The sequence below is a fragment of the Edwardsiella sp. EA181011 genome (assembly GCF_000800725.1).
GTDB lineage: Bacteria > Pseudomonadota > Gammaproteobacteria > Enterobacterales > Enterobacteriaceae > Edwardsiella > Edwardsiella anguillarum.
The window spans coordinates 2,512,876-2,529,584 of sequence record NZ_CP011364.1 but is presented as its reverse complement, the minus strand read 5'-3'; the positions used below and the strand labels follow the sequence as shown (position 1 = coordinate 2,529,584).

The window sequence follows — 16,709 nt, the reverse complement described above, 5'->3', positions numbered from 1 at the left end:
GGCGGATTAAAAGGGGTGCGGCTGCGGGTGGTGGGCCTCAATATAGGCCGCGATCTCGGCGACATCGCTCGCCTGACAGAGCTCGGTGCCATGGCGCAGCGTCGCCGCGGTTCCGGCCGCAACGCCGCCGATCGCCAGCGCGCTCAGCGATCCTCCCTGGGCCAGCTGCAGCGTCATCGCCGCGACCATACTGTCGCCGGCGCCCACCGTCGTCAGCGCCTTAATCGGCGGCGGTGTCACCTGGATCCAGGCCCGGCGATCGACGGCGATCGCGCCCTGCGCCCCCAGCGAAACCACCACATACTGCGCGGCGCCCTGTAATACCAGCGCGTGGGCCGCCTGCAGAACCGAGGCCGGTTGAGTCATATCCCGCCCGCTCAGCGTCGCCAGCTCCTTTTGATTGGGTTTAATCAGCGTCAGTCCCCCAGGCTCACCGCCGCCATCAGGGCATCGCCCGAGGTATCGACGACGCAGCGAATACCGCGCTGGCGAAGGTGGCGCAGCAGCGCGGAAAACCGCGACGGCGTAATGTTCTCCGGCAGACTCCCGCTCACCACCAAAAGGGCATCAGCGGGGATCTGATCAAGCCGCTGCGCTAGGAGATCGAACTCCCGCGGCGTCAGCGCTGCACCGGGCATCACAAAACGGAACTGCTCGCCGGTCGCCGTCGCACTGACATGCATATTCTGACGCGTCCAGGCCTGTGCCGCGATCGGATCAACCGCCACCCCCTCCTCCTGTAGCAGCGTGGTTAAGTGCGCGCCGGTCGATCCTCCCGCCGGATAGATGGCCACGGCGCTTCCCCCCATACGATGAATGGCCCTGGCCACGTTGATCCCACCGCCGCCCGGTTGGTATAGGGCCTGGCTGCAGCGTAGCTTACCCTCCGGATATATTTTGGCCGTGCTGGTCGAACAGTCCAGTGAGGGAGACAGCGTAAGGGTATAGATAGGGTTCATATGCGCTCCTTAATCGGTAGGATTCGCTTTAGCGTAGCATGCCTGGCCTCCCCGCATCCCACGGATTGCGATAGGGGATCCCGCTAAGCGTAGTCGATCGATATGGTTAACTAAATAGCGGAAATTCTGACTGAAACATGTCGAAGTATAGGGAATGGTGTTATAACAGAAAGGTCAGCCTAGGCTGAACAGAGCAAATTGATGGATTTATGTAGGGAGCCTGTATGAAGCGAATCATTAAAGGCGATACAAACTTCTCTCACCTTGTTGTTGCCCATGCGGCCATCGACCAACATGCAAACGCCTTCGGCCGCACCCGTCAGGGATGGCCTTGCATCTACCACCTTAAATACCGAGATAAGCTCATTGCCGTAGAGGTCGTCACTCGACGGCAATCCTATGTCGCGACCGTCATGGTCGGCGCCCGCAATCTGACCAAGCTGTGCGGTATGCCAACCGCAGCCTAAAAAACCAGGGGCACGCAGACCGCGCTGCCCCGATCCGAGATCGCTATCTTCCACCCCTGGCGCCACGGCGCACTGCCGGGGTGAAAACCGTGCATGGCAGCGTTACTTGCCAGCTATCCCCTGCAAATAATTCCATTCATAACAATAGATTGCCACAAATCCATGAATATGGCCTTGCAACTCAGTCGCAACGGCGCTTAAGTAACTAGGCAACCTACCCAACGATAGTTAAAGAGAGGCTACTATGAGTAAGGGAATGGATAGCAAAAAAAATGCTAAGAAAAAACCGCAGAAAACGCTGGTGGAAAAGCGCGCGGCAAAACGCGCTAAACGCGCCCACACGGAGGATGTGGTAGAATAAAAACGGCAATGATTCTTAGCAAATAAACCCGCTACGGCGGGTTTTTGTATTATATGCGGGAGCGGAGGATCCTCTGCGCAGCTCCCGATGGGCGTGCGGAGTGCAGGTAGCACTGGCATAGGTACCTTCGCCGGATATTGACGATGCCGTGACGTTTCTCCCCCTCTCCCTCTTGGAAAATAATCACCATCGACGCCTCTCAGATCTCAGACAACGCTTAAAAAACACCTGCCAAGAGCATTATGTTTATACCCTGTCCGGCCATCTTCGAAACGCATCTTTTGTTAAAAATAAAAATCGAAACCGATATAACACCGGAGAAGTATCGTTGGACACCTCACCCGGTTGAGCGCTTATCGAGGCCACAGCACAAATAATCAAGCATGATTCTGAGACACGCACGACGCGTCTGACAATACAGCGTAGAATAACTAGAAAAGCGTATCCTGAATTAATATTATTAATGAGTTAGACCAGGTTCCGCCGGTTCAAAGGCTAACAACAACAGATGAACTCGATGATTTGTAAGGTATTTTTATAAAAAAAAAGCCAACCCGAAGGGTTAGCTTAAAAATATTTAAGACACAGTAAAAATAAAATGCAGTAACAATGATGAGATTTAAGTATACAACAACAATAGGAATAACATTGACATTTTGTGTGATCGCCAAAAATTCGACCTCACCGTCAAGACAAAGAGCGTAAAGAGCGTAATGAATAACAAAATGTTGAGCATCCGGTGGGCGCGCAAAAAACATACGTAATGTCATAAAATATAGCGCATTTTACATTTATACATAATTAATTACGCCATTTAATAAATTAAATGGAACTCTGCTTTTTATTTAGCTGAAAAAACACCTATGATTAGGGCGTGCCCGATGTGTTTACTTCGACAGATGGAACGCAATTTAGTTCTCACTCGCAGCACGAAAAGACAAAATAAGCAGTGGCATCTCATACCTGACCGCACCGGTCAGCAACTAAGAAGGAATATTATTGTGAAACGTAATCTGCTGGCAGTCGTTATTCCTGCTCTGTTAGTTGCAGGCGCAGCTAACGCTGCGGAAATCTACAACAAAGACGGCAACAAGCTGGATCTGTACGGTAAAGTAGATGGTCTGCATTACTTCTCTCAGGACCATAACAAAGATGGCGACCAGTCCTACGTCCGTTTCGGCTTCAAAGGCGAAACCCAGATTAACGATCAACTGACCGGTTATGGCCAGTGGGAAGCACAGGCTAACGTTAACCAGCCGGAAAGCAACTCCTCTAACTTCTTCACCCGTCTGGGCTTTGCCGGCCTGAAGTATGGCAACTACGGCTCTATCGACTACGGTCGTAACTACGGCGTGCTGTACGATATCGAAGGCTGGACCGACGTGCTGCCTGAGTTCGGCGGCGACACCTCTGCCCAGTCCGATAACTTTATGGCCCAGCGTTCCAACAACCTGGCCACCTACCGCAACAACGGCTTCTTTGGTCTGGTTGACGGTCTGAACTTCGCCCTGCAGTATCAGGGTAAAAACGATGCCAAAGGCGAAAGCAACAACGGCCGTAACGAGCTGACTGAGCAGAACGGCGACGGCTTCGGTATGTCCACCTCCTACGATCTGGGCTGGGGCATCAGCGCCGGTGCGGCGTACACCACCTCTAACCGTACTACCGATCAGAAGTGGCACGGCAATCAGGCTAACTCCAACGTTGCCGGCGGTAACAAAGCCCAGTCCTGGGGCGCGGGTCTGAAGTATGATGCCAACAACATCTACCTGGCTACCATGTACACTGAAACCCAGAACATGACCCCGTTCGGCTCCACCGGTATTGCCAACAAGGCGAAGAACTTCGAAGCCGTGGCCCAGTATCAGTTCGACTTCGGTCTGCGTCCGTCCATCGCCTACCTGCAGTCTAAGGCCTCTGAGCTGAACTCCTACAACGGCTTTAACGGTGGCAAGGCTGACCTGGTGAAATACGTTGACCTGGGTGCGACCTACTACTTCAACAAGAACATGTCCACCTACGTTGATTACAAAATCAACCTGCTGGATGAGAATGACTTCACCCGTGCTAACAGCATCAACACCGATGACATCGTTGCGCTGGGTCTGGTTTACCAGTTCTAATTCCACTCCTGTGGATAGCAAAAAGGGGCCTCAGGCCCCTTTTTTTATCTGTCTCACGCCGATACCGGCTTAGCCTGGCAGACTCTGCTGCAAAAACGCCAGCAGCAGCTGGTTCACCCGCTGCGGCTGCTCCAGCGTACAGATATGCCCGGCCTCAGCAACCACCTCCTGACGGCAGTTCAACATCTCAGCCATCAGGTATCCTTCCAGCGGTGGGCGCGGTCGATCCTCCGCCCCGGTGATCACCAGCGCAGGCATGCGCAGCCGGCTCAACAGATCGCAGCGATCCGGACGACCAAAGATCATCCGCCCCAGCGGAACGATGCTGTTGCGCAGCGTCTCAGCGGGTAGCCTGGACAGACGCTGGCTCAGCGCGGCGATCAGGTCGGGCTCCGGCGTCTGGCGGAAGAACAGCGGCGCTATCTGCGCCAGCAGCGGCGGCGGGATAGCCCCGGCCTGCTCGATAGCCTCCAGCATGGCAAAATAGCGCTGATGGGTTACCTCCGGCTCACGTCCCACGAACGTATCCATCAGAACCAGCGCCGCACAGCGATCGCCGGCCAGCGCCGCCAGCTCGGTTCCCCACATTCCACCGACGGACAGCCCCACCATCGCAAAGCGATCGATCCCCAGGCTGTCCAGCAGCGCCAGGGTATCCTGTGCCAGACAGGTCAGCGAGCGGTGCCCCTCCGGTAGCGCCGCAGAGCGGCCGTGTCCCCACAGCTCCGGTACGATGACGCGGTAGCGGGCGCTCAGCGCCTCGATCTGCGGACGCCACATATCGGCATCGAACAGGTAGCTGTGGCCCAACACCAGCGGAAAGCCGCTGCCGTGGTCCTCATAGTACATATCGCGCTGGTGTAAATGCAGTATTGGCATACGACTCCTTGCTAAAGCTCACCCAAGTGGGTCTATTGTGTTACGCCAGACAGCGTTAAAATAAACGCATATTCCAACGCAATATCTTCATAGGCTTTAAAGCGCCCCGATTTTCCCCCGTGCCCCGCCTCCATATCGGTATACAGTAGCAGCAGGTTATCATCGCATTTCATCTCACGCAGGCGTGCCACCCACTTGGCAGGCTCCCAGTATTGCACCTGGGAGTCATGGAGTCCGGTGGTCACCAACAGATGGGGATAGGCCTGTGCCCGGACTCCATCATAGGGGCTGTAGCGCCGCATGTAATGGTAGTATTCGGGATCCTCCGGATTCCCCCACTCATCGTACTCACCGGTCGTCAGCGGGATCGAGGCGTCCAGCATGGTCGTCACGACGTCGACAAAAGGCACCTGGGCGACTGCCCCGCGATAAAGCTGGGGAGCCATATTAAGCACCGCACCCACCAGCAGCCCACCGGCGCTGCCGCCCATGGCATAGACCTGATCGGCGGCGGCATACCCCTGACGGACCAGCCCCTGCGTGACATCGATAAAATCATAAAATGAGTTCAGCTTGTGCAGCAGCTTACCGTCCTCATACCACTGCTGCCCCAGATCGGCGCCGCCGCGAACGTGGGCGAGCGCAAACACAAAGCCCCGGTCGAGCAGGCTCAGACGACTGGTGCTAAAGCCGGGATCCATGCTGCTGCCATAGGCACCGTAGCCATAGATCAGGATCGGATTCTGTCCGCGCACAAAGCGATCGCGCCGGTAGACCAGGGAGACCGGCACATCCACGCCGTCCCGCGCCCGCAGCCAGATGCGTTCGCTGGCGTAGTCCTGCGGGCTAAAGTCCGCCACGCTCTGCTGCTTCAGCAGGCGCCGCTCACCGCTGTTCAAATCCAGCTCGTAGACGCTGCCCGGCGTCGTCATTGATGCGTAACCGTAGCGCAGTTTGGCAATCTCTGGCTGCGGGTTATAGCCCAGCCAGGTGACATAGGTTGGATCGTCGAAATGGATCAGCCGCTCCTCTCCGCCGTCGCGACGGATCTGGCGCAGCGTCGTCAACCCATGGGTGCGCTCCTCCACCACCAGCCACTCCTGAAACAGGCAGAAGTCCTCCAGCATGACCGCATCGCGGGGCGGCACCAGCGTCTGCCAGCTCAGCACATCGCCATCCGGCCCACAGTACAGGGCAAAATTCTGCCCTTCCCGGTTAGAGCGGATATAAAAGCGCGAGTCATAGTGCTCCAGCGAATACTCGTGGTCGCGCCTACGCGACAGGAAGCAGTGCGCCCGCGCCTCGGGGTCATCGGCATCCAGCAGTAGAACCTCGGAGGTCGTCGTGCTGCTGATATGGATCATCACGTAGCGCTGAGAGAGCGACTTTTCCAGCCCCAGGTAAAATGCGTCATCCAACTCCTGATAGATCAGGCAATCCTGGCTGCAGGGCGTGCCCAGGCGGTGGCGATAGACCTGATAAGGCAGCAGGGTCTGTGGATCCAGACGGATATAGTAAAAGGCGCGGGAGTCGTTACACCATTCGATATGCCCATCGCACCCCTCGATCGACTCCTCCAGCCAGACGTCGTCATCCGTCAGAGATTTTACGCGCAGCGTGTATTGCCGCCGGGACACCGTGTCCTCGCTGACGGCCAGCAGACGGTTATCCGGGCTAACCTCCAGTGCGCCCAACGCATAAAAATCATGCCCCTCGGCACGCTGATTGGTATCCAGCAGCAGCTGCCACGCCGTCTCGCTCTCCGGGCTCGCCGACTCAGGCTGGCGCCAATACTCGGCATATTCGGCGGCGGGCCGGTAGCGGTGCTGGTAGCGGTAACCGTTGCGCACATAGGGAACGGAGGCATCCTGCTGGGGAATACGCGCCACCATCTCTGCCAAGAGCGCCGATCGAAGCGCCGACTGCGGCGCCAGGCAGCGCTCGCTATAGGCGTTTTCCGCGTTAAGGTAGGCTAACATCTGTGGATCGCTGCGGGTATCGTCGCGCAGCCAGTAATAATCATCAACCCGGCGATCCCCATGCGTCACGATCTCATAGGGATGTTTTGCTGCTTTTGGTGCCTTTTTCATTGTTAATGCCTAACGGATTCATCACACAAGCCATCTTATAACAGGGTGACACAATCCGCGGGCGGTGAAAATGCAAAAATACCGTCGTATGCCTGATAGGATAAGCGGAATTACGTGAGATAACGCGGCGGGTCACCCGCCTGAGGGTGACTCCTCTTCGTCGGCGTCGCTCAAAATGTGGCATACGACCGCCAGCTGATCCGCGCTCAGGGGACGGAAAAGATAGGAACCCTGAAAATCGCGGCATCCCGCTGCCGACAGACACTCAAACTGCTGTACGCTGTCGACCCGCTGCGCGCAGCAGCGCATGGCCATTTTATCCGCCAGGCGCAGCATCAGCTGAACCATCACCATGGCATCCGGGTGCGGCAGCAGGCCGATCACCCCCGGGGGAATATGCATCCGATCCAGCGGCAGCTGGCTCAGGGCCGCCAGCTGCCGATATCCCTCGCCGTACTCCGCCAGCGCGGCCCCATATCCCTGCTCACGTAGGGCGTGCATGCCCGCCAGGCAGGCGGGATTCGACAGCAGATCGTCGCTCCCCTGCCAGATCAGCGCAATCGCCGCTGGCGTCAAACCATACTGGGACAGCAGGTGGGTAAAGGGGGCCAGCACGGCCTCATTGGCGGCAAGGCTCAGCGGTAGGGCCAAGGACAGGCTGAAGTCCGGCGTGATCTCGCTACGCAGGCGCTGCAGCAGCGGCAGCGCGCGCTCGGCTAACCAGCCAAATAGCGCGGGCCCCAGTTGACAGCTCATCAGCGCATCCATAAACCGCTCGGGCAACAGTACGCCATAGCGAGGATGCTGCCAGCGAATCAATAGCTCCGCGCCCTGGATGTGCCCATGAACATTCCACTGCGGCTGGTACTCCAGATAAAACTCGTCGCTAGCGAGTGCATATTGCAGCCTGACCCGCAGCGCCTCAGCCTGCTTATGAGACGGCGCTACCGATCTGACATCACTTAAGAGATGGTAATGTTCACTATTCATTATGCTATCTAATTCTATTTGCCTTCTCATATGAGGAGGCACTGGTATTGACTGCGTGTAGTGTCAAAGTTGACAGCTTGCCATTATTACAACAAAAATTAATCGCTGCTAAAGTATCTGCTACGTCAGTATTTACTAAAGTGAATATTTATTATTCTGGAACATTGCATCAATCATCCTTGGCATATTAGCAAAGTTTATCTAATCCAGCGGATTCAGCCACTATTCTAGCTGATAGTGGGTAAATGAATAGATATAATTAACCATGCGCTTAGAGGGTAATATGATGAGAATGACGATATAATCCGATAATTTGCAGCAAATCAGAACAAAAAACCTTCATATATCAAAAAAAACAGAATTAGAACCTATTTTTATAGCTAAATATATTAATATGTCTATCAGATCACATTCGTGAAGGAAACGATGCTTTGAGCTTAACAATCTCGCGCCCGGGGTCAGAGATACGTACGCCGTCTCATCCGGCTTTGGCGCGCGCAATCCGCCGCGTTTAGCGCGCATCTTGTATGCCGGATAGCCCTCCATCGGCTCGTCCCTCGCTGCGCCAGGTAACGCCGCAGGGCTACGGGGCATCCTCGCGCATAGCGCCCGGCGGATAGCCAAACGATCGGGTGGTGCACTCACGCGCCGGAGCGACGTGGGCCAACGGGAGTCGCGCTCTCTCCTCCCATCAACCCGCCTCAGCGCCCGGCGATACCTTGACCTCTCCGCCGCAGGCGTCTCCTTTTCATCACAGGATAAAATGGCAACTTAAAATAAGATATATATGATCCATTTAATTATTCATCCCATAGGCGTGTCCATCGGCGCGGAAGATGATGCCGCGCGGCGCATGCAATAAATTCCCCCGGTGAAGTGAGGCTCGAGGATATCGAGAACGGCGCAGCTAACACGCCAGCGCCGGAGGATATCCCGCCCCCTTTCAGCATCATGACCGAACGCTATGGTAACCATGCAAAATATTTAATAAATGTATCGATGATGCGCTTATCCCACGCCGGATAGCCCTGCCCCGCACGGGTCAAGCGTACAGGGCGCCGGGGGAATATCGCGCGATGACGACTGGCGCCGGCGGCGTCGTTCACCAGCCGCAAACGTCTGACAGCGACGGGCGGCCCCGCCGTATATTAAAATAACCTATTAAATATAAATGAATTATACAAAAAGCACATTGATAGCCACGCCGGCGCTTGACAGGAACCGCCGCACCCGCCGGCGATGCTCCGCGCACGCCATACGGGATCTCTCGCCGCGGGATGCGCCACGGCAGAGCGCACGCCTTTGCGCTATCGATACGGCGTGCGGGAGCAGAGCATAGGCGCATTATGATTCGCATCATTAATATAATGCACGCAATAATTAGCCATGAATTAAAATAACCCAACAGCCGCGGCTAAATTAATGGACGCCGCGTCCCCCCATACCTACCGCCAATAGCATCGGCGATAACGCGGCCCCGTGCGTAGAATCATCCATTGATGGCCCCACGGGTAATATATTGCGCATATAACCACAAAGAGCGGTCGCCGAAGAATAAACCAGGGCACCAAGGCGAGTCGCCGTGGAAATAACGGCGGCGGCGCGTCATCAGAGCGCGTATCGCCGACGGCGGCAGCGCTGCCTGCGGAAAAGCGTCTGCACCCGGGCCTCAGCCCGCCAGCGCGCGCACCAGTGAAAAGGCGATGACATAAAGCCGATCGACTTGCGGATAGATCTCTCCGATCACGCCACGCAGCGCATCCAGCGTCATATTCTCCTGAGCGGCATGCTGCGCGTTCAGCTGCGCCAGCGTCACCGGCGTCACGTCAATCACCTCAATCTCACAAAAGGGGATCCCATCCTCGTAGCGCCCTACCGTAAGCCGCTGTCCCGGCTGAAAATGTGACTCGCTGTCATCACGGATGGTAATCGTCTTACGGCCAGCGAGAATATCCGCCTGAAAGCGGCGATAAAAAGTGATATCGGGTGTCATCTGTCGCTCCTCTGCGGCGATCAACGGGAAAGAGCGGCATGATATCCTGCGCGCCCCCCGCTGCCAACACTGCCAGCATCGGCATGCGCTCCCGTCGAGGGCTCGCCGACGACGACGGTACGCTAGGCAGCCTGCGCCCTTTCGGCCGCGCGTGCCTCCCCGTCGGCCGCTGCGCTAGCCGGCGCCGACGATGACGCATCCACCAGCGATGCCACGCTAGCCCCGCGCAGCAGGCGTCCCAGGCTCTCTTTCTGTTCAGCCAGGTAAAAGCTCAGTGCTTCACGCTGCCCCTCCTCCAGCGTCAGCGGCGCCTGCGCCAGCCACTCGCTCAGGCTATCCGCCAAATCCAGCATCCTGTCATAGGCATCCGCCTCTTTCTTACTGGTAAAGGTCATTTTTTCCACCCCATCGCGCACCACAACATATTGAATATTTACGGCCATCTTACCCACTCTCACCTTGATACTGTTTTTATATACAGTAAATGATCCGAGGGGCTATCTGCAAGCCTCCAGCGCAGCAATGGCTGCCGTTCGGTTGATTTCGCAGCCAAAAACAGAAAAACCCGCCGATGGCGGGTTTTATCAACCGTGGTGAAGCGGTTTACTTACAGCGCAACCACGTCGGCTGCGGCCGGGCCACGCTGGGAGTCCTGGATAGAGAACTCAACCTGCTGACCTTCTGCCAGGGTCTTGAACCCCTCGCTCTGGATGGCAGAAAAATGGACGAAGACATCTTTGGAGCCATCAGCTGGCGTGATGAAACCAAATCCCTTGCTTTCGTTGAACCATTTGACCTGACCGGTTTTCTTGCTCATTACGCTTTCCTTCACTTTGAAAAACTGCCCTAAGGCATACTTGACTCTATTAATCAGGTCGTCGCCATGCTAAAGAAATCATCAATCCAGATATTTCCTCAGCGCAGACAACGCCCCGTTTTAAGGCGCCATTATTAATGACATACTTCACTTCAAGGTGCAAATGATTAGCCGTTATTTTTAATCATGGCGCAAAAAAGGCCGCACTGCGGATTATTATTACAGGATGTTGATAAAATGAAATTAAATATAAAATATTATAAATTTCATTGCATTATGATATACACGCAAATCTTTCAAACAGCAGAATATGGTTTTTTAACGCAATTTACGAAATGGCAATCACATTTATCAACGTTACTCGGCGCATAAAAACATCTCCCCTTGCCTCACCTTCCCCTCGCCCCGCGTATATTGTCAGACATAATCAGCAGGCGACGCTGGCATTAATCCGGCGCCGCCTGTTTTCTGTTCTGCGCCCCCGCGCAGGTGCTGAGATTAACGCGGTACGCGCATCCCCCCTCAATTCCCTGCGGGCTTAACAGGACCTGCCACAGCTGAATGTTGCGGGCGCGGAATGCCCCGGCACAGGCCGTAAGGTAATAGCAGAACATGCGGTAAAAACGCTCGCTGTAGCTATCGCTGATCTCGGGCCAGCACGTCTGGAAACGCTGGAGCCACGCCATCAGGGTGCGATCGTAGTCCGGCCCAAAACTGTGCCAGTCCTCCATGACAAACAGCCCTTCGCTGTGGTTGGCGATATGCGCCACCGACGGCAGACAGCCGTTAGGGAAGATATACTTATTGATCCAGGCATCCACGTTCAGGTCAGTCTGGTTAGAGCCGATGGTATGCAGCAGGAACAGGCCATCCGCCTTCAGATTACGCGCGGCCACCTCAAAGTAGGTGCGATAGTTTTTAGGGCCGACGTGCTCGAACATCCCCACCGATACAATGCGATCGTAGCGGTTGTTCAGATCGCGATAGTCCTGCAGCAGAATATTGACATCCAGCCCCTGACAGCGCGCCTGCGCCATCTTCTGCTGTTCGGCAGAAATCGTCACGCCGTCCACGGAGACGCCGTAGTTTTCCGCCGCATACTGCGCCAGCCCGCCCCAGCCGCAGCCGATATCCAACAGCCTCATGCCCGGCTGCAGCTGCAGCTTCTCACAGATCAGTTTCAGCTTATCCTGCTGGGCCTGCTCCAGCGTCTGCGCCGTTTTCCAATAGGCACAGGAGTACTGCATATGCGGGTCAAGCATCCGGCTAAACAGATCGTTCCCCAAATCGTAGTGCTCTTTCCCGACGATCCAGGCGCGTTTACGGCTCTGTAGATTAAAGATCCGCGCGGACGCGATGCGTACCATGTCAGCAACGTGCTTCGGGAGCTGGGTATCCAGACCGGCGGTCAGAATGCGCTGGAAGAAGATATCCAGCCGTTCGCACTCCCACCAGCCATCCATGTAGCTTTCGCCCAGTCCCAGGGATCCCTCTTGCAGTACACGGTGAAAAAACTGCGGGTTTTTTACCTGAATATCATAAGGCTGTGTGCCATTGATGGTAATCCCCGCCCGGCTCAGCATCTCTTCCGCGATACGATACCAGTTATCCTGTTTTAATCCGCTTTCTTCAATGCAGGTCGCACTACTCATTCCACATACCTTCCCGCTGCACCCGATGCACTCCTGCATTTGCGCAACGCTGTTGGAGTCTTAAGCGGCCGGCGTCCTTCCGACCAAATCAATTGATCATACAATATTATTTATAATACAAATCTTCAAGTTGCGGCGCCTCGCGCGCCGATGAGGAAAAAACAGTGCTAAATGTGCGCATCCGGCACCCCGCCTATTCCCCGTTTTTCCAGTATATCCCTGCCTCCGACGGCGAAAACGCTCTAATGAGACATAGCGCACAATTGTGTAAGGCAGCCCCGACAGATCATAGTCAACATAATGAAATACAAATGGTTATTTAAATATTTTCGCTTTGTTGCTCATTGTAATAAAATCTTTCCCGTTGCCACGCAAACGGTTTCGTATATACTGCCGACGATGATTTCCCCGAGTAAACAGGAACAGAATCCATGCAGCCAATCGGAACCGCCCTTCGTCCCCACGCAACCCGCGTCATGCTGCTAGGCGCCGGAGAGCTCGGCAAAGAGGTCGCTATTGAGAGCCAGCGTCTCGGTCTGGAAGTGATTGCCGTGGATCGCTATGCCGATGCGCCGGCCATGCAGGTCGCCCACCGTAGCCACGTCATGGATATGCGCGACGGCGACAGCCTGCGGGCGCTTATCGAACGCGAGCGCCCTGACTATATCGTGCCAGAAATAGAGGCCATCGCAACGCAAACGCTGCTGCAGCTGGAGAGCGACGGCCAGCGGGTCGTTCCCTGCGCCCGGGCGGTACAGCTTACGATGAACCGCGAGGGGATCCGCCGCCTGGCGGCCGAGACCCTGGCTCTGCCCACCTCCCCCTATCGCTTTGCCGGCAGCATCGAGGCGTTTCGCCAGGCGGTGGCAGAGATCGGCTATCCCTGCTTCGTCAAGCCCGTCATGAGCTCATCGGGCAAGGGGCAGAGCGTTGTGCGCTGCGACGACGACGTGGCACCTGCCTGGCAATACGCCCGCCAGGGTGCCCGCGGCGACGCCGACAGCGTCATCGTCGAGGGAGAGGTTCGCTTCGATTTCGAGATAACCCTGCTGACCGTACAGGCCAGCGACGGGATCCACTTTTGCGCGCCGATCGGGCACCGCCAGCAGGAGGGCGACTACCGCGAGTCCTGGCAGCCGCAAGCGATGAGCCCTACCGCGCTGGCGCGGGCGCAGGCGATCGCCGCCTCGGTCGTCCGAGCGCTGGGGGGATATGGTCTATTTGGGGTAGAGCTGTTTGTCTGCGGCGATGAGGTGATCTTCAGCGAGGTCTCCCCCCGCCCCCACGACACCGGGCTGGTCACGCTGGTCTCGCAGGATCTCTCTGAGTTTGCGCTGCATGTCCGCGCGTTTCTCGGGCTGCCGATCGGCGTGATTCGCCAGTTTGGCCCCAGCGCATCCGCCGTACTGCTGCCGTCGCTGCACAGCGACGACGTCACCTTCGCCAATCTCTCGCAGGCGCTGCGCCCGGCAACCCAGCTGCGCCTGTTTGGCAAGCCGCACATCGACGGCGTGCGGCGCCTCGGCGTCGCGCTGGCCTGGGGAGAGAGTACGGAAACGGCGCGCCAGCGCGCCAGGGACAGCGCGGCGTCGGTGGTTATCCGCCCCTGAGCGTCCCCGGGGTGCCGCTGGCGCCCCGCCCTACTGCGACGCCTCGTCGTCGTCCGTCTCGTCAAACGCCACGCGGATCTGCTCACCGCGGTGGCTGGCGCGGATCTCTGCGGCGACCTGGGCAATCGCCTCTCCGCTGCTCATCCCCTGCGTCATCAGCGTCTGGATGCGCTCCGCCGCCGCCTGCTGCTGTTCATGGGTTAATGCCGGCATACCGCCAACCATACAACGTCTCCTCTCGGTTATTTCCGCTGCAGTATATAGCCAAGCCAGCGGACGGAACAGCGCCGTGGTGATTGCCGCGCAGGCGCCATCCGTAGATAATTGACCTAAATCATATACAGACCGATGAGACACCCGCGCCGCCATGACCGCTATCCCCGAACTGACACAGCGTGATCTTCCCTACCAGCCCGATGCGGCGCTGCGCTACTTTGCCCCGCTGGCGCACCATCCCTGGGCCATGCTGCTCAGCTCCGCCGCCGCCGACCACGCCCACAACCGCTATGATATTGTCGTGGCCGACCCCTGCGCCACACTGCAGACCCGCGGCGGACGGACACAGATCGCCTCGCGGGAGGGCGCCTGCCGTAACGACGATGGCGATCCGCTGACCCTGCTGCGCGCGGCGATAGCGCGCTATCTTCCCCGCTGCCCGCCGCAGCCGGATCTGCCGTTTTGCGGGGGGGCGCTCGGGCTGTGGGGCTACGATCTCGGGCGACGCTTCGAACGCCTGCCCAGCCTAGCCTGCGCCGATCTGCAGACCCCGGACATGGCGCAGGGGATCTACGACTGGGCGCTGATCGTCGATCATCAGCGGCGCCGGGTGACGCTGCTCAGCTGGCGGGACGCCGGGGCGCGGCTGGCCTGGCTGCTGGCGCAGACGCCTGCCCCCGCCGCCCCCTTCAGCCTGACGTCTGCGTGGCAGGCAAACCTGAGCCGACACGCGTACCGCCAAGCCTTCCAGCGGATACAGGCCCACTTACAGGCCGGCGACTGCTACCAAATCAATCTGACCCAGCGCTTCAGCGCCGACTACCGCGGCGATGAATGGCAGGCCTTCCTGCGACTGACCCAGGCCAACCGGGCGCCGTTTTCCGCCTTCCTGCGCCTGCCGCACAGCGCCGTGCTCAGCGTCTCGCCGGAGCGTTTCCTGCAGCTCACCCAGGGCGATATCGTAACCCGCCCGATCAAAGGCACCCTGCCCCGGTGTCCGGCGCCCCATGACGATGCCCAGCAGCGTCTGCGCCTGGCCGCCTCGGCCAAAGATCGCGCGGAAAACCTGATGATTGTCGATCTGATGCGTAACGACGTTGGCCGGATCGCCGCGCCGGGCAGCGTCAGCGTGCCCGAACTGTTCGCGGTGGAAACCTTCCCCGCCGTTCACCATCTGGTCAGCACCGTCCGCGCCCGTCTGGCCGGGGGGCTGGACGCCTGCGATCTGCTGCGCGCCTGCTTTCCGGGCGGCTCGATTACCGGCGCCCCCAAGATCCGCGCCATGGAGATCATCGATGCGCTGGAGCCGCAGCGGCGTAACCTCTACTGCGGTTCCGTTGGCTATATCAGCGCCTGCGGCAATATGGATACTAGCATCACGATCCGTACCCTGTTGGCGGAGCATGGACGCCTGCACTGCTGGGCGGGCGGCGGCATCGTCGCCGACAGCGAGGCTGAGGCCGAGTACCAGGAGACGCTGGACAAGGTCAGCCGGATCCTGCCGCTGCTGGCGGACGGAGCGCCTGCGCGATGCGACTAAGCCCGGCGTTGGCCCGCTTTGTGACCCATTTTCAACTGAATAGCCCGCTGCCGGAGCGCCCGACGCACCACGCGCGCCAGGCGGCGGTGCTGATCCCCATCGTCAACCGCCCACAGCCGACCCTGCTGCTGACCCGACGCGCAGCCGACATGCGTAAGCATCCCGGTCAGGTCGCCTTTCCCGGCGGTGCGCGCGATAGGCAGGACAGCTCTCTGTATGCCACCGCCCTACGCGAAGCGCAGGAGGAGATCGGACTGGATCCCGCCGGGGTCAGGATCCTCGGCCATCTGCCGCCGCAGGACAGCAGCAGCGGCTTCTGCGTCACGCCGGTGGTCGCCATCCTTGCTACGCCGCTGCGCCTGTGCCCCAACCGCGACGAGGTCGCGCAGATCTTTGAGCTGCCCCTGGCGCAAGCGCTGGAGCCGGGCCGCTATCACCCGCTGGATGTGACCCGCGCCGGCGCGGCGCACCGTCTTTATCTGTCCCGCTACCGGGAATTTCTGATCTGGGGACTGACGGCGGCGATGATCCGCCGCCTGGCCCTGCAGACCCGCGCCCCCTGAATCGGCACCCGCTCCCTACCTCAGTTTATCCGAGCAGCGCACCGCCGCGGCGCGCGTTTTTGCTAGCTACCCGACAAAAACGGACCGTCGCCGGCCCTAAGCGGAGCAACAATGTGAATATGTCTTGATTTTCACTCTTCACAGGGTCATATGATAGAAAAGTGGAAGTTGGCAGCATATTCCCATGGTTATTTTGCGCAGCTTGCCGTACCGCCGATCGCCGCGTTCCCGCGCGGGAGAGCACGCCAGTGGCACAATTGCGCGTGCGCCGATGCCGCAGTTCGGTTATTGTTGGCGCCCCATTAAAGGGGCCTGCGCAGCATTAAATTATTTAATGCGAATCGGCGATAACAACTCCACCCGCCGCCGCCGCGACGGCGCCCCTGGGTGACACGTGACCCGCGATTGCGCCGGTCGACGACTTTACACCAGCAGCACAAGACATAGCC

The 16,709-nt window shown here is 58.0% G+C and carries 12 protein-coding genes and 2 pseudogenes; 5 read left to right on the top strand and 9 right to left on the bottom strand.

Features of this window, described 5'->3' with window-relative positions:
• Nucleotides 1-6: 6 nt before the first annotated feature.
• Nucleotides 7-959: pseudogene (gene pfkB / locus QY76_RS11120) on the bottom strand (6-phosphofructokinase II).
• Nucleotides 960-1,183: 224 nt separating this feature from the next.
• Here pfkB and QY76_RS11115 point away from each other — a divergent pair.
• Both QY76_RS11115 and ompC read left to right on the top strand, forming a co-directional pair.
• The gene (locus QY76_RS11115) at nucleotides 1,184-1,426 is read left to right on the top strand and encodes a DUF4060 family protein (RefSeq protein WP_012848661.1); all 243 of its coding nucleotides are present in this window, start codon (nucleotides 1,184-1,186) and stop codon (nucleotides 1,424-1,426) included.
• Nucleotides 1,427-2,788: 1,362 nt separating this feature from the next.
• Nucleotides 2,789-3,910 (top strand): porin OmpC, encoded by a 1,122-nt coding sequence (gene ompC / locus QY76_RS11110; RefSeq protein ID WP_034163355.1) that lies wholly within the window; start codon nucleotides 2,789-2,791, stop codon nucleotides 3,908-3,910.
• A gap of 69 nt (nucleotides 3,911-3,979) precedes the next feature.
• Here ompC and QY76_RS11105 read toward each other — a convergent pair whose 3' ends face one another.
• The 7 genes and pseudogenes from QY76_RS11105 to cfa all read right to left on the bottom strand — a co-directional run bounded on the left by QY76_RS11105 (nucleotide 3,980) and on the right by cfa (nucleotide 12,331).
• Complete coding sequence (locus QY76_RS11105) at nucleotides 3,980-4,789, bottom strand: alpha/beta fold hydrolase (RefSeq protein WP_034163354.1); 810 nt, start codon at nucleotides 4,787-4,789, stop codon at nucleotides 3,980-3,982.
• Between the two features lie 32 nt (nucleotides 4,790-4,821).
• Nucleotides 4,822-6,879 (bottom strand): S9 family peptidase, encoded by a 2,058-nt coding sequence (locus QY76_RS11100; RefSeq protein ID WP_045427927.1) that lies wholly within the window; start codon nucleotides 6,877-6,879, stop codon nucleotides 4,822-4,824.
• Nucleotides 6,880-7,011: 132 nt separating this feature from the next.
• The gene (locus tag QY76_RS11095; protein WP_034163352.1) at nucleotides 7,012-7,869 is read right to left on the bottom strand and encodes an EAL domain-containing protein; all 858 of its coding nucleotides are present in this window, start codon (nucleotides 7,867-7,869) and stop codon (nucleotides 7,012-7,014) included.
• Nucleotides 7,870-9,538: 1,669 nt separating this feature from the next.
• On the bottom strand, nucleotides 9,539-9,862 hold the full coding sequence (gene yqfB, locus QY76_RS11090) for a N(4)-acetylcytidine aminohydrolase (protein ID WP_034163351.1): 324 nt from the start codon (nucleotides 9,860-9,862) through the stop codon (nucleotides 9,539-9,541).
• Nucleotides 9,863-9,984: 122 nt separating this feature from the next.
• A complete protein-coding gene (locus QY76_RS11085; RefSeq protein ID WP_034163350.1) occupies nucleotides 9,985-10,305 on the bottom strand; it encodes a YebG family protein in 321 nt (106 codons plus the stop codon).
• Between the two features lie 164 nt (nucleotides 10,306-10,469).
• The gene (gene cspC / locus QY76_RS11080; RefSeq protein ID WP_034163349.1) at nucleotides 10,470-10,679 is read right to left on the bottom strand and encodes a cold shock-like protein CspC; all 210 of its coding nucleotides are present in this window, start codon (nucleotides 10,677-10,679) and stop codon (nucleotides 10,470-10,472) included.
• A gap of 498 nt (nucleotides 10,680-11,177) precedes the next feature.
• Nucleotides 11,178-12,331 (bottom strand): annotated as a pseudogene (gene cfa / locus QY76_RS11075) (cyclopropane fatty acyl phospholipid synthase).
• A gap of 431 nt (nucleotides 12,332-12,762) precedes the next feature.
• Here cfa and purT point away from each other — a divergent pair.
• Nucleotides 12,763-13,941 carry a formate-dependent phosphoribosylglycinamide formyltransferase gene (gene purT, locus QY76_RS11070; protein ID WP_034163347.1) on the top strand — a complete coding sequence of 393 codons (1,179 nt, stop codon included), beginning with the start codon at nucleotides 12,763-12,765 and terminating at the stop codon, nucleotides 13,939-13,941.
• Between the two features lie 30 nt (nucleotides 13,942-13,971).
• On the opposite strand, the gene QY76_RS11065 is transcribed toward purT, so the two are convergent.
• Entirely contained in the window at nucleotides 13,972-14,166 is a 195-nt protein-coding gene (locus QY76_RS11065) for a YoaH family protein (protein WP_012848677.1), read from the bottom strand.
• 142 nt (nucleotides 14,167-14,308) lie between these two features.
• Here QY76_RS11065 and pabB point away from each other — a divergent pair, with 142 nt between their 5' ends.
• Nucleotides 14,309-15,697 (top strand): aminodeoxychorismate synthase component 1, encoded by a 1,389-nt coding sequence (gene pabB / locus QY76_RS11060; protein WP_034163346.1) that lies wholly within the window; start codon nucleotides 14,309-14,311, stop codon nucleotides 15,695-15,697.
• Nucleotides 15,688-16,260 carry a CoA pyrophosphatase gene (locus QY76_RS11055; RefSeq protein WP_034163345.1) on the top strand — a complete coding sequence of 191 codons (573 nt, stop codon included), beginning with the start codon at nucleotides 15,688-15,690 and terminating at the stop codon, nucleotides 16,258-16,260. The genes pabB and QY76_RS11055 overlap by 10 nt, the downstream gene beginning before the upstream one ends.
• Nucleotides 16,261-16,709 lie beyond the last annotated feature (449 nt).

Coding starts and splice junctions, on each gene's coding strand:
- QY76_RS11115 (WP_012848661.1), top strand. CDS start 1,184: ATGAAGCGAATCATTAAAGGCGATACAAACTTCTCTCACCTTGTTGTT.
- QY76_RS11105 (WP_034163354.1), bottom strand. CDS start 4,789: ATGCCAATACTGCATTTACACCAGCGCGATATGTACTATGAGGACCAC.
- QY76_RS11100 (WP_045427927.1), bottom strand. CDS start 6,879: ATGAAAAAGGCACCAAAAGCAGCAAAACATCCCTATGAGATCGTGACG.
- QY76_RS11095 (WP_034163352.1), bottom strand. CDS start 7,869: ATGAATAGTGAACATTACCATCTCTTAAGTGATGTCAGATCGGTAGCG.
- yqfB (WP_034163351.1), bottom strand. CDS start 9,862: ATGACACCCGATATCACTTTTTATCGCCGCTTTCAGGCGGATATTCTC.
- QY76_RS11085 (WP_034163350.1), bottom strand. CDS start 10,305: ATGGCCGTAAATATTCAATATGTTGTGGTGCGCGATGGGGTGGAAAAA.
- cspC (WP_034163349.1), bottom strand. CDS start 10,679: ATGAGCAAGAAAACCGGTCAGGTCAAATGGTTCAACGAAAGCAAGGGA.
- purT (WP_034163347.1), top strand. CDS start 12,763: ATGCAGCCAATCGGAACCGCCCTTCGTCCCCACGCAACCCGCGTCATG.
- QY76_RS11065 (WP_012848677.1), bottom strand. CDS start 14,166: ATGGTTGGCGGTATGCCGGCATTAACCCATGAACAGCAGCAGGCGGCG.
- pabB (WP_034163346.1), top strand. CDS start 14,309: ATGACCGCTATCCCCGAACTGACACAGCGTGATCTTCCCTACCAGCCC.
- QY76_RS11055 (WP_034163345.1), top strand. CDS start 15,688: ATGCGACTAAGCCCGGCGTTGGCCCGCTTTGTGACCCATTTTCAACTG.